25 protein-coding genes are annotated in these 26,529 nt (G+C 49.5%); 13 read left to right on the top strand and 12 right to left on the bottom strand.

Features of this window, described 5'->3' with window-relative positions; all coding sequences use genetic code 11:
* Positions 1–68: 68 nt before the first annotated feature.
* Positions 69–296 (bottom strand): YejL family protein, encoded by a 228-nt coding sequence (locus HER31_RS04255; RefSeq protein ID WP_168659432.1) that lies wholly within the window; start codon positions 294–296, stop codon positions 69–71.
* A gap of 74 nt (positions 297–370) precedes the next feature.
* Here HER31_RS04255 and yejK point away from each other — a divergent pair, with 74 nt between their 5' ends.
* The 5 genes from yejK to HER31_RS04280 all read left to right on the top strand — a co-directional run bounded on the left by yejK (position 371) and on the right by HER31_RS04280 (position 4,690).
* Complete coding sequence (yejK, locus tag HER31_RS04260) at positions 371–1,420, top strand: nucleoid-associated protein YejK (RefSeq protein ID WP_168659433.1); 1,050 nt, start codon at positions 371–373, stop codon at positions 1,418–1,420.
* A 272-nt stretch (positions 1,421–1,692) separates the two neighbouring features.
* Positions 1,693–3,009 (top strand): YjiH family protein, encoded by a 1,317-nt coding sequence (locus HER31_RS04265; RefSeq protein ID WP_168659434.1) that lies wholly within the window; start codon positions 1,693–1,695, stop codon positions 3,007–3,009.
* A gap of 135 nt (positions 3,010–3,144) precedes the next feature.
* Positions 3,145–3,459: a YbjQ family protein gene (locus tag HER31_RS04270; RefSeq protein ID WP_420811016.1), complete on the top strand. Its 315-nt coding sequence runs from the start codon at positions 3,145–3,147 to the stop codon at positions 3,457–3,459.
* Positions 3,460–3,462: 3 nt separating this feature from the next.
* Positions 3,463–3,921 (top strand): YbjQ family protein, encoded by a 459-nt coding sequence (locus HER31_RS04275; protein WP_168659436.1) that lies wholly within the window; start codon positions 3,463–3,465, stop codon positions 3,919–3,921.
* Positions 3,905–4,690, top strand: coding sequence for a M48 family metallopeptidase (locus HER31_RS04280; RefSeq protein WP_168659437.1), 786 nt, complete (start codon positions 3,905–3,907; stop codon positions 4,688–4,690). The genes HER31_RS04275 and HER31_RS04280 overlap by 17 nt, the downstream gene beginning before the upstream one ends.
* 62 nt (positions 4,691–4,752) lie before the next feature.
* Here the strand turns inward: HER31_RS04280 and HER31_RS04285 are convergent, their stop codons facing one another.
* The 3 genes from HER31_RS04285 to fadE all read right to left on the bottom strand — a co-directional run bounded on the left by HER31_RS04285 (position 4,753) and on the right by fadE (position 8,250).
* Positions 4,753–5,130 (bottom strand): DUF3622 domain-containing protein, encoded by a 378-nt coding sequence (locus HER31_RS04285; RefSeq protein WP_168659438.1) that lies wholly within the window; start codon positions 5,128–5,130, stop codon positions 4,753–4,755.
* Between the two features lie 159 nt (positions 5,131–5,289).
* Entirely contained in the window at positions 5,290–5,670 is a 381-nt protein-coding gene (locus tag HER31_RS04290) for a hypothetical protein (RefSeq protein WP_168659439.1), read from the bottom strand.
* 135 nt (positions 5,671–5,805) lie between these two features.
* Positions 5,806–8,250, bottom strand: a complete 2,445-nt coding sequence (fadE, locus tag HER31_RS04295; protein WP_168659440.1) for an acyl-CoA dehydrogenase FadE — start codon at positions 8,248–8,250, stop codon at positions 5,806–5,808.
* A 219-nt stretch (positions 8,251–8,469) separates the two neighbouring features.
* Here fadE and HER31_RS04300 point away from each other — a divergent pair, with 219 nt between their 5' ends.
* Positions 8,470–9,249, top strand: a complete 780-nt coding sequence (locus HER31_RS04300; protein ID WP_168659441.1) for a class II glutamine amidotransferase — start codon at positions 8,470–8,472, stop codon at positions 9,247–9,249.
* Between the two features lie 27 nt (positions 9,250–9,276).
* Here the strand turns inward: HER31_RS04300 and HER31_RS04305 are convergent, their stop codons facing one another.
* Positions 9,277–9,975, bottom strand: coding sequence for a DUF3108 domain-containing protein (locus HER31_RS04305; RefSeq protein ID WP_168659442.1), 699 nt, complete (start codon positions 9,973–9,975; stop codon positions 9,277–9,279).
* A 10-nt stretch (positions 9,976–9,985) separates the two neighbouring features.
* On the bottom strand, positions 9,986–10,324 hold the full coding sequence (locus tag HER31_RS04310; RefSeq protein ID WP_168659443.1) for an MGMT family protein: 339 nt from the start codon (positions 10,322–10,324) through the stop codon (positions 9,986–9,988).
* 615 nt (positions 10,325–10,939) lie between these two features.
* Here HER31_RS04310 and HER31_RS04315 point away from each other — a divergent pair.
* The 5 genes from HER31_RS04315 to HER31_RS04335 all read left to right on the top strand — a co-directional run bounded on the left by HER31_RS04315 (position 10,940) and on the right by HER31_RS04335 (position 19,587).
* Positions 10,940–12,214 carry an OmpP1/FadL family transporter gene (locus tag HER31_RS04315; RefSeq protein WP_168659444.1) on the top strand — a complete coding sequence of 425 codons (1,275 nt, stop codon included), beginning with the start codon at positions 10,940–10,942 and terminating at the stop codon, positions 12,212–12,214.
* Between the two features lie 1,207 nt (positions 12,215–13,421).
* Entirely contained in the window at positions 13,422–14,096 is a 675-nt protein-coding gene (gene imuA / locus HER31_RS04320; RefSeq protein ID WP_168659445.1) for a translesion DNA synthesis-associated protein ImuA, read from the top strand.
* On the top strand, positions 13,994–15,508 hold the full coding sequence (locus HER31_RS04325) for a Y-family DNA polymerase (RefSeq protein ID WP_168659446.1): 1,515 nt from the start codon (positions 13,994–13,996) through the stop codon (positions 15,506–15,508). The genes imuA and HER31_RS04325 overlap by 103 nt, the downstream gene beginning before the upstream one ends.
* Positions 15,495–18,584: an error-prone DNA polymerase gene (locus HER31_RS04330; RefSeq protein WP_168659447.1), complete on the top strand. Its 3,090-nt coding sequence runs from the start codon at positions 15,495–15,497 to the stop codon at positions 18,582–18,584. Before HER31_RS04325 ends, HER31_RS04330 begins: the two co-directional genes overlap by 14 nt.
* Positions 18,585–18,732: 148 nt before the next feature.
* Positions 18,733–19,587 (top strand): alpha/beta hydrolase family protein, encoded by an 855-nt coding sequence (locus tag HER31_RS04335; protein ID WP_168659448.1) that lies wholly within the window; start codon positions 18,733–18,735, stop codon positions 19,585–19,587.
* On the opposite strand, the gene HER31_RS04340 is transcribed toward HER31_RS04335, so the two are convergent.
* Positions 19,584–21,065 (bottom strand): putative bifunctional diguanylate cyclase/phosphodiesterase, encoded by a 1,482-nt coding sequence (locus HER31_RS04340; RefSeq protein WP_168659449.1) that lies wholly within the window; start codon positions 21,063–21,065, stop codon positions 19,584–19,586. The two genes, HER31_RS04335 and HER31_RS04340, sit on opposite strands and share 4 nt — an antisense overlap.
* Positions 21,066–21,432: 367 nt before the next feature.
* Positions 21,433–21,849 carry an MAPEG family protein gene (locus HER31_RS04345; protein ID WP_168659450.1) on the bottom strand — a complete coding sequence of 139 codons (417 nt, stop codon included), beginning with the start codon at positions 21,847–21,849 and terminating at the stop codon, positions 21,433–21,435.
* 108 nt (positions 21,850–21,957) lie between these two features.
* On the opposite strand from HER31_RS04345, the gene ohrR reads away from it, so the two are divergent.
* Entirely contained in the window at positions 21,958–22,398 is a 441-nt protein-coding gene (ohrR, locus tag HER31_RS04350; protein WP_168659451.1) for a transcriptional regulator OhrR, read from the top strand.
* 8 nt (positions 22,399–22,406) lie between these two features.
* A complete protein-coding gene (locus HER31_RS04355) occupies positions 22,407–23,069 on the top strand; it encodes a DsbA family oxidoreductase (protein WP_168659452.1) in 663 nt (220 codons plus the stop codon).
* Between the two features lie 48 nt (positions 23,070–23,117).
* On the opposite strand, the gene HER31_RS04360 is transcribed toward HER31_RS04355, so the two are convergent.
* The 4 genes from HER31_RS04360 to HER31_RS04375 all read right to left on the bottom strand — a co-directional run bounded on the left by HER31_RS04360 (position 23,118) and on the right by HER31_RS04375 (position 26,518).
* Complete coding sequence (locus HER31_RS04360) at positions 23,118–24,284, bottom strand: glutathionylspermidine synthase family protein (RefSeq protein WP_168659453.1); 1,167 nt, start codon at positions 24,282–24,284, stop codon at positions 23,118–23,120.
* Entirely contained in the window at positions 24,285–24,950 is a 666-nt protein-coding gene (locus tag HER31_RS04365; RefSeq protein ID WP_168659454.1) for a DUF1190 domain-containing protein, read from the bottom strand.
* Between the two features lie 8 nt (positions 24,951–24,958).
* Entirely contained in the window at positions 24,959–25,360 is a 402-nt protein-coding gene (locus HER31_RS04370) for a DUF350 domain-containing protein (protein ID WP_168659455.1), read from the bottom strand.
* A gap of 552 nt (positions 25,361–25,912) precedes the next feature.
* The gene (locus tag HER31_RS04375) at positions 25,913–26,518 is read right to left on the bottom strand and encodes a ZrgA family zinc uptake protein (RefSeq protein WP_168659456.1); all 606 of its coding nucleotides are present in this window, start codon (positions 26,516–26,518) and stop codon (positions 25,913–25,915) included.
* Positions 26,519–26,529: the final 11 nt, after the last annotated feature.

A 26,529-nucleotide genomic window follows, 5' to 3' on the forward strand; every position in this document is an offset into this window, starting at 1 on the left:
CAGGCCTGACAAGTTAGGGTTATCCTACGGTGAATAAAAACAGTAATCCAGCAAGCTATTTCAATTGTTTAGGCGTCATCACTGCTATCGATGGATGCCTGCAAAGCTTGCGCAAACTGTTCGGCCAGTGCAGCACGATTTGCCGGTGCAATTTTGCTGTTAATGATAATGGTAGCGGCATTACCAAGGGACATAAGCGCCAAATCGGTTGGGGTTTGGTGTTTTTCCATCACTGCCAGCAGATCCGACAGCAGGGTTTCTACTTGTTGATTGCTGTATTTAGATACGATCGCCATGAGTTTTCCTGTGATGTTATAAAAAGGGCGGCATATAATAGCGGCTTTTACTGCCAACGACTAATGCCAAAGCCATGAGTATAAAAATCGATCAAGCCATTATCCACACAGTCAACCAAGGTAACGATGGTCAACTGGAGTGCCGCTTACGCTCACAACCGCTCAAGCAGTCGATGGCTGCTGACGACCTAATCGCTGAACTGCACCGATTATACACCGCCAAAGCCGGCAAAGGTTTTGGCCACTTTGGGGTTCCTATTAATGAAGACGGCACCCCAGCCGGTGAAGCCAATGAGGAGTTCGAACAAGCGCTAACCCAATGGCAAGCCGGTGAACTCGGCTATGTAGAGTTTACGGCACAAGCCAGTAATCTGCTTGGTAAAGAGTTATCTAAGTATGATTTTGCCACTGGTGGTTACCTACTGTTGGCTCATTACAGCCACGTTGCTTGCAACTACCTATTTGTGGCTCTGATCTCAGCTAAGCCGTCAGTGGCGGTATCCGATGAAATGGAAGTACACGGCATGGAGCATTTAGATTTGTCTAATATGCAGCTGACTGCCCGCATCGATTTAACCGAGTGGAAGGCCGATCCTACCTCTAAAAAGTACATCTCCTTCGTCAAAGGTCGAGCCGGGCGTAAGATCGCCGACTTTTTCTTAGACTTTATGGGCTGTATTGAAGGCATTGATGCTAAAAAGCAAAATAAAGCGTTGATGCAGGCGGTTGAGGATTACGTTGGCACGGCAGAACTCGATAAGTCTGAGCAGCAAGATTGCCGTGACGCCGTGTTCGACTACTGTAAAAGCCAGATTGCCACAGGTGATAACGTTCAGATCAGTGACATTGCCGATGAGTTGGCAGACAAAGGCTTGGAAAGCTTCCACCAATTTACCAGCGATGGCAGCTATGAGTTGATTGAGGAGTTTCCGGCTGATCAGAGCACGTTGCGTCAATTGAAGAAGTTTGCCGGTACCGGCGGTGGTGTTTCTTTGAGTTTTGATGGTCAACATTTAGGCGAACGAGTGCAGTGGGATCCGGCTCGAGATACCATAACTATTCATGGTGTTCCGCCAAACCTGTTAGAGCAGTTGATGCGTCGCAGCGGCAGCAAGGCTGATTAATTATTATTCATATTGTTGGGCAATTGGTACGCCTGAATAATTACGCGGTAATGGTGCATTAAAAGGTGTGATGCCGATCACTAAAGGCGCAGTGGTCGGCACTTTTAAAACTAAATAAGTGTCGGTAGGATACCCGCTACAAATAACTTCTTGTGCATAAAAATGCACTGAAGTGAAATTAATCCCAGTTACGGCACCATCAATAATTGGGATAATTACTCTTTAAGCAGGCACAACACACCATGCAAAATAATTCGTTACGGAACATCCTGATGTTCCTGATCCCATCGATACTGGGCGTCTTTTTCTTTATGACCCCGGTTGTTCACGCCGATGGTATTACTATCCCTATTGCGGTTTTGAAAGATGCTCTGCTTGGTGTTATTGGCGATAACATTGCCGCGGTAGTAAGTGGTGTGTTGATTGTCTCAGCGCTAGCCGCTATTGCCACCAAACTGTTTAAACCTCAGTTTATTCTCAACAACTCATTCCTGAACGGGCTGTTTAATCCGTCGCCGCTGTGGTTTTCTGTTCGTGTATTGGGTGCTGCCTTCGTTGCTATGGTTATCACTCAAACAGGCCCTGAAGTGATCATCAGTGATCTAACCGGTGCTTTTGTGTTTGCCGAGCTAATGCCAACGCTATTTGCCGTATTTGTGTTTGCAGGTTTGTTATTGCCACTGTTGACCCACTTTGGCTTGCTCGAACTGATTGGTAGCCTGCTGACCAAGGTGATGCGTCCGCTGTTTAATCTGCCTGGCCGTTCAGCCATTGACTGCCTTGCGTCATGGCTTGGCGATGGCTCCGTTGGGATCTTGATGTCGTCGAAGCAGTATGAAGAAAAGTGTTATACCCAGCGTGAAGCTGCGGTTATTGGCACTACCTTCTCGGCCGTATCCATTAGTTTCAGTTTGGTGGTGATTGCTCAGGTTGGCTTAGAGTCGATGTTTATTCCTTTCTACTTAACCGTTTGTGTCGCTGGTTTAGTAGTAGCGTTGATTGTGCCGCGTTTACCACCGTTATCTAATAAGAAAGATCTGCTGATTGATGGCACCGAGCGCGCTAAAGACGCTGAGGTGATCCCTGCTGGTCATACTGTATTCTCTTTCGGTTATCAGAATGCTCTAAATACAGCAGCCAAGATTGAAAAGCTGTCTGACGTTATTGTCGTGAGCTGTAAAAATGCCATCGATATGGTGTTTGGAGTACTACCAGTGGTTATGGCTGTGGGTACCATGGGACTTATTGTGGCCGAGTTTACCCCAGTGTTTGCTTGGTTGGGTGCACCGTTTGTACCGTTACTCGAGCTGTTGCAGATCCCGTTTGCTGAAGCGGCCTCTGAAACCATGGTGGTTGGTTTTGCGGATATGTTTATTCCATCAATCATTGCTGCAGGTATTGAAAATGACATGACCAAGTTTGTGATTGCCGCTTTGTCTGTTACCCAACTTATCTTTATGTCAGAAGTAGGCGCCTTGTTACTGGGCTCTAAGATCCCAGTAAATGCATTTGAGCTATTGGTGGTGTTCTTGCTGCGTACCTTAGTATCGCTGCCAGTGATTGCTGGCATGGCTCATCTGATTTTCTAACCAGCGCCAGAGCGAACCAAAGCCGAGCTTATGCTCGGCTTTGTTGTATCTGCATGTTGCCAAGCATAGGCGAGGGCGGGTAGCGGTGATATGGTGATTGCTTCAATCAGCAGAGAATCAGTTGTCATGGATAAGATAACCCTTACCAATATCGAAACCATTCCCGGAAAAACCATCGTTAGCCACCTTGGCTTAGTTCAGGGTAATACAGTGCGCGCCAAACATGTTGGTCGTGATTTTATGGCGGGGCTTAAGAATCTCGTTGGTGGCGAATTGGTTGGTTATACCGAACTGCTGCAAGAATCCCGAGAGCAAGCGGTCGAACGGATGACCGAACAAGCTATCGCCATTGGAGCTAATGCGGTAATCAATGTTCGCTTCTCAACGTCATCAGTGACCTCCGGTGCGGCGGAATTGTTTGCCTACGGTACTGCGGTTGTAGTGGAGTAACCAATGCAGACACTCATTGGGGTACTGTTGTTGATTGGCTTAGGCTTCGTGTTTGGGCGCTATGCAGAGCAACGACATTTCAAACGTCTGCGCCAAGAAGAAGCTCGGTTGCAGTCGATATTGGTGTTTAATACCAAAGAGGTGCCAGCGCAATTCCAACCCTGTCGGGTTAGCTTGGTGGGGGGTAATACCGTTATAGCGGTGGATTACTTTAAGAGCTTTGTGGCGTCGCTTCGCAACATTGTTGGCGGCAACGTTAGTTCATTTGAGTCATTGATTGAACGGGCGCGCAGAGAATCGATTGTGCGAATGAAGCAAGAAGCTGAACAACTTGGTGCCAATGCGGTGTTCAATATGCGTATTGAAACCTCAGCAATTGGCCAAGGAGACGATAAGAGCCAAGTCTCGGTTGAGGTTTATGCATATGGTACGGCGGTAGTGAGCGATGAGCCAGTTCGTTAATCGTCCTACCCCAGAAAATAACCATAAGTCAGGTTCACCACTGCCAGATTTTTTTATTCTGGTTGCAGGCGTTGGTTTGGCGATTAGCGTAGTAGTGCTATTGATTAACCTAGCCATCGGTCAATTGGGACAGTTTATTCCATTCTCGTGGGAGCAACGGTTGGCACCTGCGTGGTCTGCTCAAAGAGTAGAGTCTCCAGCACAGCGACAGATGGATGAGCTATTGGCACGGTTGCTAGCGGTTAAGCCGATGCAAGACGATATCGATGTGAAGGTCACGTTGATTGAGGACGAGCAGATCAACGCCTTTGCCGGATTAGGCGGCGAAATCGTTATCTTTAGCGGATTGATTGAAGCGTTGCCGTCGGAGAATGCGTTAGCGATGGTGGTCGCTCATGAACTGGCTCATGTACGCCAACGTCACGTGATTAAGTCACTATCAAAAAACCTTAGCATTACTGGGTTATCAATCTTATTGGGAATAGAAAACCAAGCGTTGTTACAGCTGTCGAGCCAATTCACCATGTTGTCCTTTAGTCGGGATGATGAAGCTGAAGCAGATCAATTAGCGTTAGCGGCTGTCGTGGCTCTATATGGTCACAGCGGCGGTGTTACGGCGTTATTTGATGTACTAGAAAACGGAAATAGTTCAAGCTGGTTAAGCAGTCACCCAAGCAATGAGGCGCGGCGGGCGGCGACACAGGTTGGGCTCAATTTAGCGCAACCGCTGCCGCTATCTGCGGACTATCTTGATTTCAAAGCAAAATAGTTGAGCTTATAAAATCAAAAAACCAGCCTTACGGCTGGTTTTTTGTTGATATTGAGGAGTGCTTACTCTTCGCTATCAAAGTCGCTGAAATCGAACTCTTCGTCTTCAGCAACGTCATCGGCGTCAAACTCGTCACCTAAGGCTTCGGCACGTAAGGCGCGTTTTTCAGCGGCTTTTTGTTCCGCCTTTTCAGCTTGGCGAGCAGCAACGGCTTCACGCTCAATACGGGTTTTAGCGTGACGGTCGTTACGCTCTGCTTGGTTCTTTTGGAACTCTTGCAGCATCTCTTCACCCCAAGCTTGTGCTTCAGCTTCAGTGGCAAAACGACCCTTCTTTTTAGACACCATGGTCTTGCGGTTGGACACTTTACGGATGATTTTTGCGGTCCACTTATCTTCGGTTTGTTCTACCGACAGTGAGAATTTTTTGCTTTGAGCCATGGTGACAGGTTCCTAGGGGGGTTATCCAAGTTCAGATTCTCCGGCAGCACAGAACACAGTCAGTACTGAGAACCGGGGCGCACAGTATACGCCTCTTTTTATTTTATGCTCGCCTTTTTACTGAGCAATGCCGTTAACTTCGGTGGCAACCGGGCCAGTTTAGAAGTATTTGATGTTGGTGGCCGACTGGTTGAGTGAACTGTCGCTATAGGTTTCTGTCACCATAGCGGCATGTTCCATCGCTTGCATCAGCCCTAGTACGGCAGCTACGCCTAAGCCATGCAACCAGAATGTTGGACCACTACTGAGTTGTAGGCTAATCACTATGACCAAAACAACTTGGGATGACCCAAATAGAATAGCTAAGTGTTCTTTCGAAGCAGAGACGGCGATGGCAGTAAGAATTGGCAACAGCAGCAAACCATAGCCGAGGGGGCCCATATCTGCGCCGGTTTGGCTTGTCGGAGTTAATACCAATGGATGGCTCCAACAAAAAGCGGCAATGATGGCGATAAACGAGGCAACTGTTTCGCGTCCCATAATAACCTCACGTCTTTTGTGCTTATAGTTATTATAGCTACTGGTGTTGAAATCACTGGGAGTTTTAGCGTGGTGGGAGAACTAACTAAAAAGAAAGGGAGCCTAACGGCTCCCTTGTTAGCTTATCTTATAAAGTTAAGCGGCTTTGTCGTTTTGCTGGGCGATAACAGGGTTGGATTTCAACTCGTCGGAGTCAAAGTCATCAACGTTGATGGTCGCCAGACGACCGGCTTCCGCTTCATTAAGAAGCTGTGCTTCTTCAGCGGTGATAGCGCCAAGCTCAAGGCCTTGAGCAGCAATACGGTCGAGGAACATAAACGGCAGTTTCTTACCGGCAGCTTTACATACTTTGTCGTACAGTGGCTCGGCTTTAAGGATCAAGCCCAAGGTATGCTCCAGCTTGCCGAGCGCATTTCTATCGTGGTTTGCTAACCACTGGCCAGCAATCAGGCGGTCACGAGTGGCACTTGGGGTTTGCAAAATACGCGCAACTTGGTGGTCATTTTTGTCAGACGGGCGTTTAATTGGGCGTCCGAATGGGAACAGCAGGAACTTCAGTAGGCCACCAAACATTGGGAAGTTTTCTAACAACTCAATCTGTGCGGTTTGCAGTTTGTACAGTGAATCCTCAACACCCCAACGCAGCAGTGGTAGGTCATCAGCCATACGACCATCGTCGTTATAACGCTTCAACGCGCCAGAGGTCAGGAACAGTTGGCTGAGTAAGTCACCTAGACGAGCAGAGGTACGCTCTTTGCGCTTCAAGTCGCCGCCAAGCAGTGCCATTGCGATATCCGATAGTAGCGCTAGGTTGGCACTGAAACGGTTCATCTGCTGGTAGTAGCGCTTGGTTTCGTCTTGGTATGGGCTGTTGCTCAAACGGCCACCGGTTAGGCCAAGCCATACACTGCGAACTAAGTTAGTAAATACGAAACCAACGTGGCCCCAAATGGCTTTGTCGAAGTCAGCTAAGCCCTTTTGCTTATCTTCATCAAAGGCCGCTTGCATCTCGTTTAAGATGTATGGGTGGCATCGGATTGCGCCCTGACCATAGATGATCATGGAACGAGTTAGGATGTTGGCACCCTCTACGGTGATCGCAATTGGCGCACCTTGGTAGCCACGACCCAAGTAGTTGTTTGGCCCTAAACAGACCCCTTTACCGCCGTGGATATCCATGGCGTCAATGATGCATTTCTGCATCCGGTCGGTCAGGTGCATCTTGACGATAGCGGAGATAACCGATGGTTTTTCACCAAGGTTTAAACCGGTTGTTGTTAAGGTGGACACCGCGTCCATTAGGTAAGCGTTACCGCCAATCCGCGCTAATGGCTCTTCAATGCCTTCCATCTTACCGATTGGTAGTTTGAACTGACGGCGGATACGAGAGTAGGCTCCGGTTGCGCCAGCAACGGTCTTCATGCCACCAGCAGCGCTTGATGGCAGGGTGATACCACGACCAACCGACAAACATTCAACCAGCATGCGCCAGCCTTGGCCTGCCATCTCTTGGCCACCAATAATGTAATCCAGTGGGACAAACACCTGGTTACCACGGGTCGGGCCGTTTTGGAACATGGTGTTCAACGGGAAGTGGCGGCGGCCAATCTCAACACCTTGCATATCGGTCGGGATCAACGCACAGGTAATGCCAATCTCTTTCTTGTCGCCAATCAAGCCGTCTGGATCGCGTAGTTTGAAAGCCAAACCAAGTACGGTAGATACCGGGGCTAGGGTAATGTAGCGCTTGTTCCAAGTTAGCTTCATACCCAGAACTTCTTTACCTTCCCATTCGCCCTTACAGACGATGCCGTAATCAGGGATAGAGCCGGCATCGGAACCCGCTTCAGGGCTGGTTAGAGCGAAACATGGGATCTCTTGACCAATAGCTAAGCGTGGCAGGTAGTAATTCTTTTGCTCTTCAGTGCCGTAATGTTGCAGCAATTCACCTGGACCCAATGAGTTAGGCACGCCAACAGTTGAGGAGAGTACTGAGCTGTGACCAGCCAGTTTCTGCAAAATCTGCGATTGGGCGTATGGGGTAAACTCTAAGCCGCCATACTGCTTCTTGATGATCATGGCAAAGAACTTGTTGTCTTTCAGGTACTGCCATACATCTTGAGGCAGATCCGCCAGAGTGTGGGTAACCTCAAAGTCATCCACCATTGCCATCACTTCTTCAACAGGACCGTCGATGAAAGCCTGCTCTTCAGCCGTTAGGGTCGGCTTAGGGTAGTTGTGTAAGGTTTTCCAGTCTGGTGCACCGGAGAAGAGTTCTGAATCCCACCAGGTTGTACCGGCTTCAATGGCGTCTTTTTCGGTTTCAGACATTTCCGGCATGATGCCTTGGTAGGCTTTCAACATTGGCTTGGTTAGGTATTGTTTACGCACCGAGTCAACATTCACAGGAATGGCGATAATGGCAAAGATTACCCACGGGATGATACCAACATGGCCCAAGGCGGTGCCTGCGGCGAGGAATAGCGCGGCGGCAACAGTAAATTGAGTTAACGAACGGCGTTGGTAGATCAACGCGCCCAGCACAATTATGCTGGTTAGGCTCCAAATTAGGGTTATCACGGTGTTACTCCTTATCTTGGCGTCAAATCACATGGGTAATGTAATTTCGTGTGATGAGTCACAGTTTATGTGGTGGTCTGACCTCTGTCACGAAAAAATTAAACAAACGTTTGAGGATTGTTATGAAAATGAGAGCGGAGTTCGCTTGGGACGGGGCTCGCAAGGGGTTATGCTACCTTGTGTTAAATATGCAATTTGTTGAGTAAAGGCGTTTGATTAATGTGTGAACTGCTGGCAATGAGTGCCAATGTGCCAACCGATATCGTGTTTAGTTTTACAGGGTTAGTCGAACGTGGTGGTAAGACTGGGCCACACCGAGATGGCTGGGGTATTACCTTTTATGACGGACCAGGGAGTCGCACCTTTAAAGACAGCGATCCCAGTTGTCGCAGCGAAGTCGCGAGCATGCTTAAAAGCTATCCGATTAAATCGAAAACGGTGATTAGCCATATTCGTCAAGCCAACCGAGGCAAAGTCAGTCTAGAGAATACCCACCCCTTTGGCCGAGAGCTGTGGGGGCGTAACTGGGCCTTTGCCCACAATGGGCAGCTTTCCGGTTATAAGGAGGTGTTGAAGTGTGAGCGCTTCATGCCGGTCGGCAGTACCGACAGCGAGCTGGCGTTTTGTTATCTGATGGATCGCTTAGCGGCAAACTATGCCGATAAAAAGCCCAGCAGAGAGCAAGCGTTCCGCTTTATGGCCAAAGAGGGTAAAAAACTACAGCAGTATGGGGTGTTCAACATGTTGCTGTCGGATGGCCCATACCTGCTAGCACTGTGCGGCAATAATCTTAATTGGATTACCCGTAAGGCGCCGTTTGGAGAGGCTAAGTTGATCGATACCGAAATGGTGATCGACTTTAAACAAGAAACCACACCTAACGATGTGGTTACTGTGATTGCTACACGGCCATTAACCAGTAATGAATCTTGGACCAAGATGGCAGCGGGAGAGTGGATTCTGTTTCGCAATGGCGTCAAGATCGCCAGCGGTAAATAGTACTCGTGTGAGGGAGTGAGCTTCGGCTCACTCTTGGCCGAACGTTACTTTCTGCAGCTCCATACCCGCTTTTAACTCCCCATCCTCATAGTGCTGTATCTGTGCAATCACGTAGTTATGATCTTTAGCGAGCCAAGCAAAAGTCTGTTTAGGGCTGTCAGCTTTGCGGATCCGCGCAACCTTAACGGTATTAAGGGTACCAAATGGGGTTGTTAGCTGTTCTTCACCAACGACGTGATAGATGATATTACGCTGCTTGGTTTTTTGAATGTAGTGGTAATTCATCTGCGTTTTGCCCGCTGCAACATCGAGCCGTAATTGCATTAGGTACAGAATGTTATCGTAGATAGGCAATTTATAGGGGAAGTCAGCGGCACGATCTTTATAGCGGGCATGGATCTGGCCGGTAACTGAATCGAATTCCACTTCGGCACTAAAATCGGGGCCGGAGCCAGAACGCTCCATGAGATAGCGTTTGGGAATAAGGGTATCGCCATTAACATCGAAAAGGCTTTGTTCGCTGCGGATATCACTGAGCAAAAGCCAGCCCACATCGCTGACGTACCCCATCTGAAATTGATTAGTCGCGGTTTTTTGTAATGTAATTTTACCGCCACCAAGGCTGCTGTCGCCGTGGGTTACATCGTAATTTGCCTCAAATGGCGTTAATGGTGCCGCCATTAGCTTGCAGCAAAATAGTAGACTTAATGCAGCGATAAGACGCATGTGCTTTCCTTTAGTGTTGCAGTGTCCACAGCAACTCAGCTAAATCTGGTTGCCAACGGAAACGTTTCATATCGACCCGACCGTTGATTACTTCGACCCCTTCGTTGCGCAGTAATTCCATCTGTTTGCGATAGTTATCGCTTTCCTTAGCAATGCTTATCTGGCCAGATGTAGCAAGAACGCGGTGCCACGGTAATGCCATTTCAGTTGGCGCTATTTTCAGTGCGCGTGCCGCGAGGCGGTGGCGCCGTGGTAAACCTGCTAGATCAGCGAGTTGACCATAACTGACGACTTTTCCTGTCGGTACAAGCTGAAGTGTCGACCATATTTTCTTGATGGCTATATTCATTTTGTAAGATTTTATGCTTTCTTAGCAATAGCTTACCAGTCTTTTAGAGTGAACACGATGGTTGCTGCTGAGCGTTCGCCAATTGAATTACAATGTAATCGCGCCAGTTGATTGGATTGTACTGATGCCAGTGAATTTTGTTCAAGCGTACGCCAGCTAAGGTTGATGGCGCTTGGGCGGGATGCGTAGTTCAAGTGGTAAGAGCAGTAAACAACTGTAACCCTTTTTTACCTTTACTTCAGAGGTCAGACCACGTTAATAACTTTAAAAACAATTATTTAGGTTTTTAGTGGGGGCAAGTTTAAGGCGTGCAGTTTGATCTGCTACGGCAGTTGGTGCCATTAAGAGTACGCGTGTACCCATTTGTTTTAAGATAAACTTTTGTAATTTAAGGGTTTATTTTCAATTTTGACGAAATGTGAATTTATTTAGAGTACATTGGAAATGATGCCGTTGTGCTTACTTCGCTATATGCAGCACTGGTTTGAAGTATTATCCTGCTGGGTTGCTTCGAATTGAAGTTTTGTATCGTTTTGGTTTGAGTAATTGCACTATTTTTCTTTGTCCCTATTATGCGCGCTAATTACATACGCAGTAACGGATATTAGATTAAGTATGAAAGTTCGTGTTATCGCCGCCCTAGTTATGGGCGCACTGGGCGCACAAGCCCACGCCGCTGGTTTTCAATTGGCAGAATCTTCAGCAACTGGCCTTGGTCGTGCTTTTGCTGGTGAAGCAGCAATTGCGGATAACGCCTCTTCTCAAGCACGCAACAGCGCATTGTTGATGGAGCTTGAAGGTCAGCAGATATCTTTTGGTTTTATCTATGTTGATCCTAACTTAGATATGGAAGGAACCACTGGCTTAACCATGGGTGATGCACGTATCCCTACCGCCGATGCAGATGCTGATGATTTTGCTCCATCTGCTTTGATCCCGAACTTTTACTACAGCAACCGCCTAAACGATAAGTGGGCTGTTGGCATTTCGTTAAACTCTGCCCATGGTATGGCTACTGAGCTTCCAGCGGACCACGCTGCTGCTATTTTTGGTTCTGATACCTCTATCACCACCGTTGAGTTGGCTCCAGCAGTGGCTTACCAGCTGACTGATACGGTTGCCATTGGTGCAGCACTTCGCGTGGTTTACGGTGAAGGTGAAGTTAGCGCAACCGTTCCTGGTTGGGCTGCACAAACCTTAGGCTTGGAAGCGGGTCAAAAGATCAAGTCGGTTGAAGGTGACGGCGTTGATTACGGTTACCAGTTGGGTGCTACATGGGCCCCAACAGCCAATAATCGCATTGGTTTGAGCTTCCGCTCTGAAGTCGAGCTGACCCTAGAGGGTGAAGCTGAAGGCGCTGGTTTCGGTTTGGCTCCAGGCCAGAAAAAAGATGGCGAGCTAGTGTTGCCGTTACCTGCCACCGCCGAGTTGGCTGGCTTGCATCAGTTAACCGATAAGTTTGCGATGCACGCCTCGATAAACTGGACCGATTGGAGTGCGTTTGAATCACTGGAAGTTGATTTCGATGACTACTCTGATCACCTTAAAGATGAGAACTTCAAAGACAACTGGCGTTATGCCGTAGGTGCAACCTATCAAGTTGATGACAAGATGATCCTGCGTGCTGGTGTTGCTCTTGATAAAGGCGCGGTTTCTGATGGCAACCGTACTCTAAGCATCCCAGATTCCGATCGTTTGTGGTTCTCTTTTGGTAGCGGTTACGTTCTAAGTGAGTCTTTGACGCTTGATCTGGCCTTCACCTACATCAAAGCAGATGACGCCAGTATCGATGAAACGGTTGCTCTTACTGAGAACGTTGGTGTTAATTACCAAGGTGAGCTGGGCGGTGACGTTTGGTTGGCTGGTGCGCAGCTAAGCTACCGCTTCTAAGTCTTAAGCAAGAGATAATAAGCCCCTGCAGCCTTTGGTTGCAGGGGCTTTTTGTTGGCGGTGTCACAGTTAAGTGTTGAGGTGTATATCAAGACCGATTGCGGTGCTTTAGGGGAGGATGTTGCGGTGGCGACGGCACATTTTTGTATGCATTAGGGGGTTATGTCGCGGTGGCGACGGCACCCAAAGGGGAGCTTCGCCCCCTTTGGAATCCCCCTTGCCTTAGGTCGCAGTCCAAAACGCTTCGCTGAACTGCTCCAATGCGGCAGAAGATCAACGGCGGTAGTGCTTTACCCTTGTATCAAAACTAGCCTAAGCGGTGCTTTAACAGCATTAGCAAAAACAACACTTAGCTGGTACATAGCCAAATAAAAGGTTGTTGCGTAGTTAGCTGTTGAGGTTTATTTCAAGCCTTCGGCTTCACCGATTGCGGTGCTTTTAGGTGAGGATGTCGCGGTGGCGACGGCACATTCTTGTGTGCATGAGGGGGCGAGCTTCGCCCCCTTTGGAATCCCCCTTGCCTTAGGTCGCAGTCCAAAACGCTTCGCTGAACTGCTCCAATGCGGCAGCAGATCAACGGCGGTAGTGCTTTCCCCTTGTATCAAAACTAGCCTAAGCGGTGCTTTAACAGCATTAGCAAAAACAACACTTAGCTGGTACATAGCCAAATAAAAGGTTGTTGCGTAGTTAGCTGTTGAGGTTTATTTCAAGCCTTCGGCTTCACCGATTGCGGTGCTTTTAGGTGAGGATGTCGCGGTGGCGACGGCACATTCTTGTGTGCATGAGGGGGCGAGCTTCGCCCCCTTTGGAATCCCCCTTGCCTTAGGTCGCAGTCCAAAACGCTTCGCTGAACTGCTCCAATGCGGCAGAAGATCAACGGCGGTAGTGCTTTCCCCTTGTATCAAAACTCACCTAGCCGGTGCGTTAACTGTATTAGAAAGAACAATACTTAGTTGGTACGCAGCCTTTTTGTTGACCTACGTTATTGTAGATTGCGCTGATATACGAAGTTGTGCCGATACCCCATAGCGACAATCAGTAATGACACAGTTATTGCGTGTGGTTCACGCCAACCACCACCCTCAAGCTGAGATCTCAATAGTGCAGGGATCGATTCATGGGAAGCAACGATCGTTTTTGATCATCATCCTAATAAGGTGTACTGTATAAATATACAGTGCATGGTGTTAAGTATTAGGTTTTAGTTATGGCGGCACGAGTTTCAACACTTTTTAATCGCAACGACATTTGGCTTGGCAAGCAATGGCAGCAGCAGGAGCAAGGGATCAGTAGTGGCTACGCGGCCTTGGATAAGCAGCTTGCTGGTGGCGGCTGGCCGCAGGTTGGCTTAGTGGAGTTGCTTGGCGATAGTGTGGGGATCGGCGCGCTATTGCAGCCATTGCTAAAACAGAAGCAACAGCAAGATCGATGGCAGATGTGTATTGCTCCTCCGGCTCAGCCTCATGCGCCAGCATGGGCGGCGGCAGGCGTTGAACTAACACGGATGGTTTGGATCGATAGCCCATGCCGTAAAGAGCAGTTATGGACGCTAGAGCACAGCCTTAACTCCGGTTGCTGCAGCCTGATTCTCGCTTGGCTGGATGAGTTGAGCCCTACGGAAGCACGGCGACTGCAACTGGCGGCGAAGAAAGGCCAATGCTTGTTGCTACTGCATCTACCGGAAGCGGTGGTGGCTCAACCTCATGCAGTGGCGTTGCGCTTATTGGTTCAACCGAATCGATACGGTTGCGACGTGCGTATCATCAAACAACGAGGTGGTTGGCCGCAGTCAGATTTAGCACTGGGGTTACCGCACCGGCCGAAACCGTTGCCGCCGCAATCAAGCCCAATGAGTGCGGCAGTTACTCATGGGCCTTGGTGATGTTGTTGGGTCTGCACTTTATTGATTTGGAACTGCATTCGCAGGCTCAGGCGCATCAGTTCGTTGAGGGTGACGCTGCCGCAATGCCGATAGCCTTAGTCGGCGGCCATCCCTTGTTGGTGTTGCAGTGTAACGATAGTGCTATGACCGCAGGGGTAAGGGAGGGGCAGAAGCTTGGTACTGCCACTGCGTTGTGCGCTGAGCTGATGTTGTTACAGCAAGATAGTGATCAACAGCAAAGGGCACTGCAAGAGCTTGCCGCTTGGGCGTATGGTTTTAGTGCCCAAGTTATGGTGGTTGAGCCAGATACCTTGGTGCTTGAAGTGCAGTCGATGCTGCGCTTGTTTGGGGGTCTATCACAATGGCAAACCGAGCTGCAGACAGAGCTTAATTTGCGCGGTTTGCCATGGCGGCAAGCATTAGCGCATACCCCGCTGGCGGCAACATTGCTGGCCCGCAATGCCATCGCGCATCAGCAGCCGGAACGCGCCGCAGTGATGGCCGCCTTAGCACCATTAAAATTACAGCATTGCATGCGTCCAGAAGCGCCCCGATTAGCGAGCATGGGGGTGCTGACTCTTGGCCAATTAGCGCAGTTACCTCGGGCTGAGTTAGGGCAACGCTTTGGGGCTGAACTGTTGCTGTGGTTAGAGCAATTACAGGGACAACGGCCAGATCCGCGTCAGTGGTTTATGCCCCCGCAGCATTACCAACGTAAATTAATTTTGCTGCATGAGATCAGCCATACCACCACCTTACGTTTTCCGTTAAAACGCTTGTTTGGTGAACTGGAAGCTCATTTACGCCGATGCCAACTGGCTTTGCCGCAGCTGCAGTTACACCTAATTCATCGCCACCGGCCCGTAACCATCATAACCCTTAGAGGGGCTGGGAATGAGCACCGTGCTGAGGCATGGCAGCGTCTGTGCGAGCTGCAGTTGGAACGATTAACCCTGTATGAACCAATTATCGAGATTGAGTTAATAGGTCGGCAATTGCAGCCGTTGCTGGCGCAAAGTGGCACGTTAATAGGAGCAGCTCAACCAGAAGGGAAAGCGCGCGATCTATTGGCGCAATTGTCGGCGCGGCTAGGGGCTGGGCGGGTATGCAGTGTGCAAGCATTGGCAGAGCATCGACCCGAGTACGCCAGCAAAACCGTCACCGCTGGGGAGGGGGGCGATCACCGCGGTGAATCGGCATTAACGTTGCAACGACCAACTTGGCTGTTGCGACAACCGCAAGCGATAGCTCGCACTGAGATTGAATTGCAACGAGGGCCAGAGCGGATTGAATCGGGCTGGTGGCAAGCCGACCCCATAGCTCGAGACTATTTTATTGCTCTCAATCAAAGCGGCGGCCAGTGTTGGGTTTTCCACTGCGCCGAAGGATGGTTTCTGCATGGTTGGTTCTGAAACGGCAATGGCGGTGGAGTATGCCGAGTTGCACTGCCTCAGTAATTACAGCTTTCTTCGCAGCGCTTCTTATCCTGATGAACTCGTGCAACAAGCGGCTGCTTTGGGGTACCGAGCCTTGGCCATCACCGATGAGTGTTCGATGGCGGGAATTGTTAAAGCACACCAAGCGGCGAAGCAGTATGGCATCAAACTGTTGGTCGGCAGTGAATTTCGTCTTGATGATAATTTATTGGTGTTACTGGCGTGCAACCGCCGTGGCTACGGCCAGATCTGTCGTTTGATAACCTTAGCACGGCGCCGCTGTGAAAAGGGGCAATACCAATTGCAGTGGCAGGATTTGGCTAGTGATAATGACGATTACCTGCTGTTGTGGGCACCACAAGCCCCCGCCAACGCCGAGCAGCAAGCGCAGCGCTTACAGCGTTGGTTCGAGAACCGCTTGTGGTTATTGTTGGAACGTACCCTCGTGCCAGGGGAGGGGGAGCGCTTACAGCAACTGTTATTGTTGGCGCAGCAACAGAGTTTAGCGATAACGGCCGCAGGGCAGGTGCGGATGCATTGTCGGCAGCGCAAACCGTTGCTGGATGTGCTCGATGGCGTGCGTCAAGGCTGCACCTTAGCGCAGGCAGGAGAGCGGCTCAGTGCCAATGGTGAAGCCTATCTTAAACCGTGGTCGCTGCTGCAAAAACGCTATCAAGCTGAGTGGTTAGCGCAAACGATGGTGATCGCCAATCGCTGTCAATTCAGCTTAGATGAGCTGCGCTATGAATATCCGGCAGAACTGGTGCCGCAAGGGTTGAGCGCTAGCCTTTACCTAAGGCAACAGGTTGCCCTTGGGGCTCGTTGGCGCTTTGGTGAACATACGCCGGTGGCAATTCAGGCCCAGATTGAACAAGAACTTACTCTTATTGATGAACTGGAGTATCACTACTTTTTTCTTACCATTTACGACATTGTTCAGTTTGCTAAGTCGCAACAGATCTTGCATCAAGGGCGAGGCTCCGCTGCAAACTCGGTGGTGTGTTATTGCCTTGGGATCACCGAAGTCGACCCCACCAAGGTCAATCTGCTGTTTGAGCGCTTTATCTCCAAGGAGCGTAATGAGCCGCCAGATATCGACGTAGATTTTGAGCACCAGCGCCGGGAAGAGGTGATCCAGTATATATACCAAAAGTATGGCCGTGACCGAGCAGCGCTGGCGGCGACGGTGATCAGTTATCGCTTTAAAAGTGCGATGCGCGATGTCGGTAAGGTACTGGGCTTAGATGAAGCCTATATAGAATACTTGATCCGCAGTACCGACCGCCGAGATAGCCAACAGGATTGGCGTGAACAACTACGCCAACTTGGGCTGAACGAACAAGGCTGCGCCGCTCAGCATCTCATCCCTTTAGTGGAGCAAATCCTCGGCTTCCCGCGCCACCTCTCACAGCATGTCGGTGGCTTTATTGTCTCCGCTGGGCCACTGCATCAGCTGGTACCGATTGAGAACGCAGCCATGGCGGATCGCACCGTAATCCAGTGGGACAAAGACGACCTGGAAGAGCTGGGACTGCTTAAGGTTGATATTTTAGCGTTGGGCATGCTCAGTGCTATTCGCCGTTGTTTTGAGTTAATAGGGCAATGGCAACAACAGCCTTATGGCATGGCACAGGTGCAGTGGGAACAACCAGAGGTATACAACATGCTCTGTCAGGCGGACAGCATTGGCGTGTTTCAGATTGAGTCGCGGGCGCAATCAAACATGCTACCACGTCTTCGTCCCCGCTGTTATTACGATCTGGTGGTACAGATCGCCATCGTCCGCCCGGGGCCCATTCAAGGAGATATGGTGCACCCTTACCTAAAACGGCGCGATGGCCGTGAGCAAGTCAGTTTTCCTTCTGAAGCCGTTAAAGCGGTATTGGCGCGTACCCTTGGCGTTCCCATCTTTCAGGAACAGGTTATCAAGCTGGCGATGGTGGCCGCGGGCTTCAGTGGTGGTGAAGCAGATCAATTGCGCCGGGCTATGGCCAGTTGGAAACGCCACGGTGAGTTGGATAAGTTTGAGCGTAAATTAAAGCAGGGTATGGCGCAGCGGGGCTATCAAGCGCAGTTTGCCGATCAGCTGTTTAATCAGATCCGTGGCTTTGGTGAATATGGTTTTCCGGAGTCCCACTCCGCCAGTTTTGCTTTGCTGGCTTACGTTTCTGCGTATCTGAAATACCACTATCCGGTTGCTTTTACCTGTTCGTTGTTGAATAGCCAACCAATGGGTTTTTATACGCCGTCACAGTTGGTGCAAGATCTGCGTCATCACGGCGAGGTGGTATTACCGGTCGATTTACAGTGCAGTGGTTGGGATCACCAGATTGAGCAGCATCAAGGCAAGATGGCACTGCGGCTTGGTTTTCGCTTGGTCAAAGGCTTAGCCTTTGCTGCCGTAGAGCGGTTGTTGTCGGTTCGGCCGCAACACGGCTTTAGCGATATGCACCAATTGATTCAATTAACCGGATTAGATAAAGGTTCACTAGAAGCGTTAGCCGCGGCCAATGTCTTACAACACATTGGTGGGAACCGACATCAAGCACGTTGGCTGTTGGCGGGAGAGGCGCAACAGCTACCGTTGTTTGCTGAGCTGGCCGTAGGCAGTGAAGTGGCACTCACCGCGCCGCAACCAGGTGAGTCGATTGTTGCTGATTATCGTCATACTGGCCTAACCCTAGACAGCCACCCGCTAACGTTGATACGGCAACGGGGCCTGTTAGCGAAATCGATTGCATCGACTCAATTAAGCCAATGTCGTCACGGTCAACTGGTTACCGTGGCTGGCTTAGTGGTTGGTCGGCAACGACCTGGCACCGCGTCAGGGGTAACCTTTATCACCCTTGAAGATGAAAGCGGCAACATCAATGTCGTGGTGTGGGCCAATACGGCACGGGCACAAAAACAGCCCTACCTTACCGCCACCCTTATGCAAGTGAAGGGCATAGTAGAGCGCGAAGGGGAGATAATACACGTGATTGCAGGGCAGCTAAGCGATCTATCGGAGCACCTTGATAGCCTTGAGTTACGCTCTCGTGACTTTCATTGATTGCAGTAATCACAGACGGTAGCGTTAACTGCGACATGCTAATACTGGTTAGTTTGAATCATTGGGTCTTGTGCATATGAATGTAAATCGATTGTGTTTTGTCCATTAAACAAGCAGGTTAATGGCAACGCTTAGTAAGGATGCATCGATGCAACAACAATATGTTAGTGCCGCAGATGGCCAACCAGTAAGTCTCAATTGGTTCGAGCCAGACTCAGCTACAACAACCGCATGGGTTCTGATTGCACCAGCGCTTGGGGTTCCCCAGCGGTTTTACCATGACTTTGCCAACTACTTGGTAGGTAACGGCTTTGGCGTGATGACGCTGGATTACCGAGGCATTGCTCAGTCGCCGCTGCAGGTTACCGACGATGCTGAGGTAAAAATGAGTGATTGGGGCCTGCTGGATCTGCCGATTGCGCTGCAAACCCTAAAAGCGAAAGCGGCGGGGCAGCCATGCCATGTTATTGGCCACAGCTGTGGCGGCCAGTTGCTTGGGTTAAGCGGTGAGCTTGACGGCATTGCCAGCATCACCTGTATTGGTGCCTCGGTGCCAGCACTGCAGTATTACCATGGTCAACGGCTAAAGATGTGGTTGTTGTGGCGACTCATCTTGCCACTGCTATGCATGGGTAAGCGTTTTCCGGCACAAAAACTGGGGATCGCCAAGCAAAGCATCCCATCGGGGATCATACGCCAATGGGCAAGCTGGGGGCGCAGCAATCACTACCTGTTTGAACCGAAAAATGGCTTTGATCTTAGTGGTTATCAAGATTACCAGCAGCGGCTACTCAGCATCGGCTTTGCCGATGACGATTATGCTCCACCAGCGGCGGTATTGGATTTAGGCCGGCGTTATAGCCACGCTGAGCGGAGTGAGCGCATTTACGGTGACAGTGAAGTTAACCAAGTTGGTGGCATCGGCCACTTTAACTACTTTCGCCGCCGTCATCAGCCATTGTGGCCAGAACTGGTTGATTGGCTAACGCGGCCAGCGAGTTAGTGTTTGGCGCAGCTATTCTCAAGTAACCGTTCGATCTGTTGGCTATCGACTGGTTTGTGTAAGAAGTAGCCTTGGGCGTATTCACAGTGATACTGCTTAAGCAGTTGTAGCTGTGTTTCATTTTCAATGCCTTCGGCAAGGGCGGAGATATTGAGGGTTTGCGCCATTTCAAGCGCCAACTTGAATAACACCTTGTTCAATGGAACGGTTTCAATATTGCGGATCAAATCGCGGTCGATCTTAATCTTATTAACCCGTGAGGCAAGCGCCTGCAGTAGCCCGAGTGACGAGTAACCGGTACCAAAATCGTCAACGGCGAGCTCAATGCCGAGTGCCTTTAGCTCATCAATATTACGGAAAAAGTCATCTTGGTGAATAACCTCTGCAGTTTCAGTTATCTCGATATTTATGGCATGTCGAGGGCACCGGGTTTGTTGTAAAACCTGCGCGACCGCATTAGCCAAGCCATTCGACTCACAGGTTCTGACTGAGAAGTTGACGGCAATCGGCGGCACCTGCGTAAACTGTTGTCGCCACATAACCACCTGACGACAAACTTTGCCTAGCACATACAGATCAAACTCAATGTTAAAACCGGTGTCTTCGCAGATTTTAATAAACTCAACTGGGGAGACATTACCTAAGGTTGGGTGATGCCAACGAGACAACGATTCAAAGCCGATGATCTGCTGATCGTTGACTCGATATAGCGGCTGATAAACCAAATTGATCTGATCATGTTCTACCGCAATTGGTAATTCATCAATCAATATCTTTTGCCGTAATAGCCCACCGATACCACTGGCTTGAGCGAAGGTATAATAACTGCGGCTGTATTGCTTGGAGTTGATGAATGCGGTCTCGGTGGCCACGTCTAATTCATTAAAATCGCGATAACCAGCGGCGCAACTATTGGCCCCGATACTGAACGACTTCTTGACAAAGATGCCATTACCAATCTCCACTGGCATCGCCACTATCTCGCACAACTGTTGGCAGCAGCGCTCAATGTAGTGATGAAACAAGGCGGGATCGTCCTGCGCGGCGCCAATATGCAATAACCCAAACTTGGCCGCCGAGTAACGCACAATCAACCATTGTTCGCCGAGCGCTTGCTGCAGCAATTTGGTAATCGCCACCAGGTATTGGTTACCCACTTCAAAGCCGTAGCGGAAGTTAATGGTTGAATAGTTATCGATCTTAGCGATGATGTAACCGAGATTATTGTTGTTGTTCTTTTCTTTAAAGAACATATCGGCACGAAGAGTGATAGCCCAGCCATTTGGGAGCCCGGTGGCAGGATCTAATGCGCGGTGTTGCAACAACTTGAACGATAGCACCTGTGAGCCATCATCCAGAGTCGTACGGTCCATTAGTAGCGGTACTATGTCTCCACGTCGGTGCTTCCATAGCCAAACCTTCGATTGCGCAACGTCACCATCATCGAAATTTTGGAACAGCATCAATTTTTTACTCAAGGCATTATCTTGAAATAGGCATTGGCTGACTAACAAGTGTTGGAGATCAACTAAGTTCAGGCCAAAGTTCGCACTAAAGGCCTCGTTGCAGTCGATAAATCGATCATCCTTGATGGAAATTGTGGGGTGGACCGATTGAATGAACGACAAGCTACACGCTCGATATTATCTAAAAGAGAGGTAAGTCAGTGAGTAAGCTTATTCAAACATACTCACCATCCGCTGTAGCGATAATAGCAAATCGTTCGCACCGAGATAATGTCAAGTGATGTAAAAGTGAGCTAGTAGGCGAAATTAACTCGCGTTCGCCTTCAATTTGAGATCTTAACGTCATTAAGTGGATATTAACTTTACTTAAAATCACGTATTAGGGCAGTAGGTGCAAGCCCACTTGAATCAGCAAAACCACGTTAGCCAGTAAAGCTATGGCGTAGAAGTAGCTTCTCGGGCTAGGGTTGTTTTCGGTAGCGATAGCGTAATAGAGCACCATATGAATAATTCGAGCCACCGCGAATATCCACAGAATTAAAGCTAATTGCTCCGGATCAAATTGGGTGAAGATCGCCAACATCGCCGTGCCAAGCAGCAGCGGTAGGTTCTCTAGTGAGTTTTGGTGGGTGCGATGGCTGCGAAAGACGAAGGATTCGTGGCTCAGTTGGTCGTTGATAATGCCGGGCACGTACTGGGTTTGCTTACGATGGGCGACACTGGCGACAACGGCTTGGACAAATAGGGTTATCAATATCGCTAATAGCGCCCAAAAGCTGCTGAGGTATAGTTCCATTAGGAATCTCCATTTGATTTAAATTGCGCACAACCTATTGTGCTCAAGGTAATTGATACTAAGATTTCAAGCAAGTATATTGTGCACAATGTTTAATGGATTTTAGCGATGACAACTTCCGATAGTTCTGCGCAGTTATTACTCGAAAATCAACTGTGCTTCCCGTTGTATAGCGCCGCTAATGCGGTGACTAGGGCGTACCGGCCACTGCTGAAAGCACTCGATTTAACTTACCCACAATATTTGGTGATGATGCTGCTATGGCAACATCAACAGCTTAATGTGACCGAGTTAGGGCATCGGCTCTACCTCGATTCCGGTACCCTAACGCCGTTGTTGAAGCGGTTGGAAGCAAAGGGCCTGATAAGCCGACGTCGTTGTCAGCAAGATGAACGGGTGCGACTTATTGACTTAACCGCTGCTGGGGCAGAGTTAAAAACGGCTGCAGCACAGGTACCTGAGTTAATGCGCTGTAAAGTCACCTTGCAAGCGCAAGAGTTACAGCGGATGAAAATGTTATGCCAGCAGTTGCTGGCGGATCTTAATTAGGAGTTGCCATGCAACGGTTAACCATCGACATCGTTTCAGATGTCACCTGCCCTTGGTGCATTATTGGCTATCAGAGCCTTAAGCTGGCGCTGCAACAGTTAGAGAAAGAGCTAGCGGCGACGTTGAGCTGGCATCCGTTTGAGATCAACCCGCAAGTGGGTAAGCAAGGTCAAATTAAGCGAGAAAACTTACAACAGAAGTATGGTTTGAGTGATGAGCAGATCGCTCAGAACTTCGATAACATTACCAAGCGCGCCAACGAGCTTGGCTTCGACATGCGTTTAGATAAACAGAGCCATACCTACAACACCTTTGATGCCCACCGACTGTTGCATTGGGCCAAACTGCAGGGGCAAGATACGGCCCTGAAAATGGCCTTGTTTACGCTCTATTTTACCGATGGTGGTAACCCCAGCGATCATCAGGCGTTACTACAGCAAGTTGACCAATTGGGGCTAGATGTTGATGCAGCTAAACAGATATTGGCCAGTGATAGCTATGCCGAAGAGGTTCGAGCAGACATCAGCCATTACCAACAGCTGGGGATCACCTCAGTACCAACCTTTGTGATCAACGGTAAATACGGGATCAGTGGTGGTCAACCGGTGGAATCTTTCGTTGAAGGGCTACGTAATCTCGCCTTAAAAGAGCGGGGAAATAGCGGTAAATAGGACGGACTACGGTAGTTTCATCACCGCCAATCCGTCCTTGCTGAAAGATCAGTCAACGATGCAGTGAGGGATAAAGCGCGACAGATCTTGAGTAATACGGCTGTGATCTTCGCGAACGGAGATCCCAGCGGCTTTATCGCCAATCAACCAAGAGCCAATCAAGGCGTTGTCGTCACCGAATTTCGGCAACTGTTGATAAGCTTGAATGATAAAGCCCTCTTCACCGTATTCACCACCAGAGGATTCAACCACTTTACCACCATCTAAGATCTCGATATTGGCGCCTTCACGGCTGTAGATTGGTTTCTTCACCCATTGTCCAGTGCCACTGCGATCAGCTTCATCGGCGAAGTAGGCTGGCAACAGGTTAGGGTGGTTAGGGAACATTTGCCATAACAGCGGTAATAGCGCCTTGTTGGACAACACCGATTTCCACTCAGGCTCTAACCAGCGCACGTTGGCTTTGGCAATGTGATCACCAAACTCTTCCCGCAGCATAAACTCCCACGGATACAGCTTGAAGCAAGCACGGATCAAGTCACCATTGGCGTCCAAAAACTCATTTTTATCACTTAAACCAATGTGCTCAATGGCGCTAAATACGGTTTTAAAGCCCGCTTCTTCTGCGCAATCTTGCAGGTATTGCACTGTGCCGCGATCTTCAATGCTATCTAAACAGGAGGCAAAGTGCAGCGGTACAGGTGGCCACTCTTGCTTGAATTGGCTGAAGCGGTCAATCAGTGATTCTTGTATCGAGTTAAACTGATCAGCGCCGCTGGCAAGGGTGCCATCTTTGATGCGGTCCTCTAGCCATAACCATTGGAAGAAGCCAGATTCGTATAACGACGTTGGTGTATCAGCATTGTTTTCCAGCAATTTAGCTGGGCCGGTGCCGTCGTAAGCCAGATCAATACGGGCGTATAGGCTAGGCTCCTTCAGGCGCCAAGCTCGGGCGACGGTATCCCAATGCGCTTGTGGAATCGCGAACTTTTCTAGTAACTGTTCGGAGTTAACCACTTTATCCACCGCTTCAAGGCACATCTGGCCAATCTCTTCGGTAGGGTCCTCTATGTCGTTTTCGATCTGCTCGAGTGAGAATTGATAGTAACGGCTTTCATCCCAGTAGACTTCGTCGTACATGGTGTGAAAATCAAAACCAAACTCTTCAGCTTGCGCTTGCCAATGAGCGCGAGGAGTAACTAAATGACGTTTCATTTAGCCTCCAAAACTGCGGCTGCCGGACTTACTCTTCATGCTGCTCGACGATGATTTCGCCGCCGCCATCTTACCAAAACCGCCGCTGCGAGTGACTCGAGTCGGCGCCGATGGTTTCTGGAATGCAGAAGGGGTGGTACGTACGGTGCGATCGCCGGCTTTACCTACCACGGTGCCATTACCGGTGAAAATTTTGCCATTTAGCGGTGAGGTTTTAGAGCGCGAACCATACACTGGAGTGTAGCGAGTTGAACGGCCACCGGACATCATATTGCCCATCATGTAGCCCATCATCATCGGCATAAACCAAGAACCACCGCCGCTTTCGGCGCTGGCTTGGCCAGCTTCAGGGTTACCTTCGCTGCCCTCTGGTGCCGGTTGACAGGCTTCAGCTCCAAACTCGTTTTCACACTCCGCTTGGCTGGTAAAGCGCGGAGCGGTAGTAAGGTGATCCATTTGTGCTGAGCTGAAGACCTGATCACACAGCTGCGGCTGATCCGGGTAAACCGCTTTACACTCTTCAGCGTTTGAGTAGATCTGTGCGGTTTCTTGCATCTCGGCTGGGCTACAACCGGATAAAACTAAAGATACTGATAACGCCACACCTGTTGCGGTAGGAATCGACTTACGAAAGCGGGCTAGACGTACGTTTGAACTGCGTTTCATTAGGGCTCCTAGTAGCTCATGCAAGCGGCGTTAATTAGACCGACACAGACATTGATGCTGGCCAGCACCAATGCACTGGCAAGATGATTTTGTTCAATTTTCACTGAGATTCCAGGCATCAGCAGCACCTGCACGGCGATAAACGCCAACACCTGAGCGCCCATGGCAACAACCGCCCAAAGGACAAAGTCAAAAAAGGTGACGGAGTTACTGATGGCACCTGCTAACGCCAAGCTAAAGCCCATCAGAGCACCCATCATCGACACGGCAGCGGCTTGGTTACCGCCATTAATTAATGCCCACTCATCAAACGGAGTGACCTTTAAGTAGATAACCTTAAAGAGATACAGCGCCACTAAGGCAACGGCAAAATAACCGGTAAATGCGCCTAAACTGCTAAAAAATTCCATGAGTGTTCCTTGTGTAATTTGTTCATGTCGCAAATGGGGCGGTGAGTATGTCATTCACACTTAAATCTTGTGCTGAGACATTGGTCGTTAGTGTGGCTAGGAGCGATTGTATCAGCCTGCCAATTCGATAGTCACCGAGCATCCATTTAATGTTAACAGAACTAAATAGATGCTTGCTGACTCGCTGAGCGAATAAGGTTGAGGTCGTGGCTGCTCCCTTTAGATTTCTACCTAATAATTGGCTGTGTCGCGGTGGCGACAGCACATTCTTGTATGCATTAGGGGGAGCTTCGCCCCCTTTGCAATCTCCCTTGCCCTAGGTCGCAGTCCAAAACGTTTCGCTGGACTGCTCCAATGCGGCAAAAGATCAACGGCGGTAGTGCTTTCCCCTTGTATCAAAACTCACCTAGCCGGTGCTTTAACAGCATTGGAAAAGAACAACACTTAGTTGATACACAGCCTAAGAATTGGCCAGCCTAAGCCTCATTAACAGCGTCAATCACTCAGTTAAAGGCTGGGGTTGACGCAGCTTTACCCATTTGGTTGTTGCTGTTATTTCAAATTGAGTACTGCAGCCTCTTTACTCAAGTTGGTACTGCCTTGGGCTTGCTGACTAAACCATTGGCTCTTTATGGTTTCAAGTTGTGGCATCAGCTCAAATAACGCCACCTTAACTGAGGTGACAACACCATCGCAGCTATATTGGTAGCGAGCTTCGAGATTGCTGTGGTCATGATGATGTTCACCATGATGAAGCTCTTCGTCATGATGTTTCTCGCCGTGATGCTCATGGCTGTGCTCTTCATGCGCGTGGTGATGCTCAAGTTGAGCAGCATCGGCTACTTCAAAAGGCAACTCAAGCTGTTGCTCGACCAGCTTGCAGTTAGCGCCGTTAAAGCTAAATTGCGCTGTTGCTTCGAAGGATTTGATCGCAGTTGCGTAGGCTTGACGCTGCTGCTTGGTTTCGGGTTGATGCTCAAAACCCACCAGATTAGCAAGAGGAGATTCGACTTCGACTTCGATGAGTCCCTCTTGCTGCACCAGATTGAGATGGGCAATGCCATGCTGATGGGCACCAGATTGCGCCAATACGCCACTGGAAAGGCAACTACAACTCAGCACAATTAACGACAATGCGAGGGTTCGTTTCTGGTTCATGCGGGTGTTTT

Origin of the sequence: Ferrimonas lipolytica (assembly GCF_012295575.1) — a bacterium.
GTDB classification, from domain to species: domain Bacteria; phylum Pseudomonadota; class Gammaproteobacteria; order Enterobacterales; family Shewanellaceae; genus Ferrimonas; species Ferrimonas lipolytica.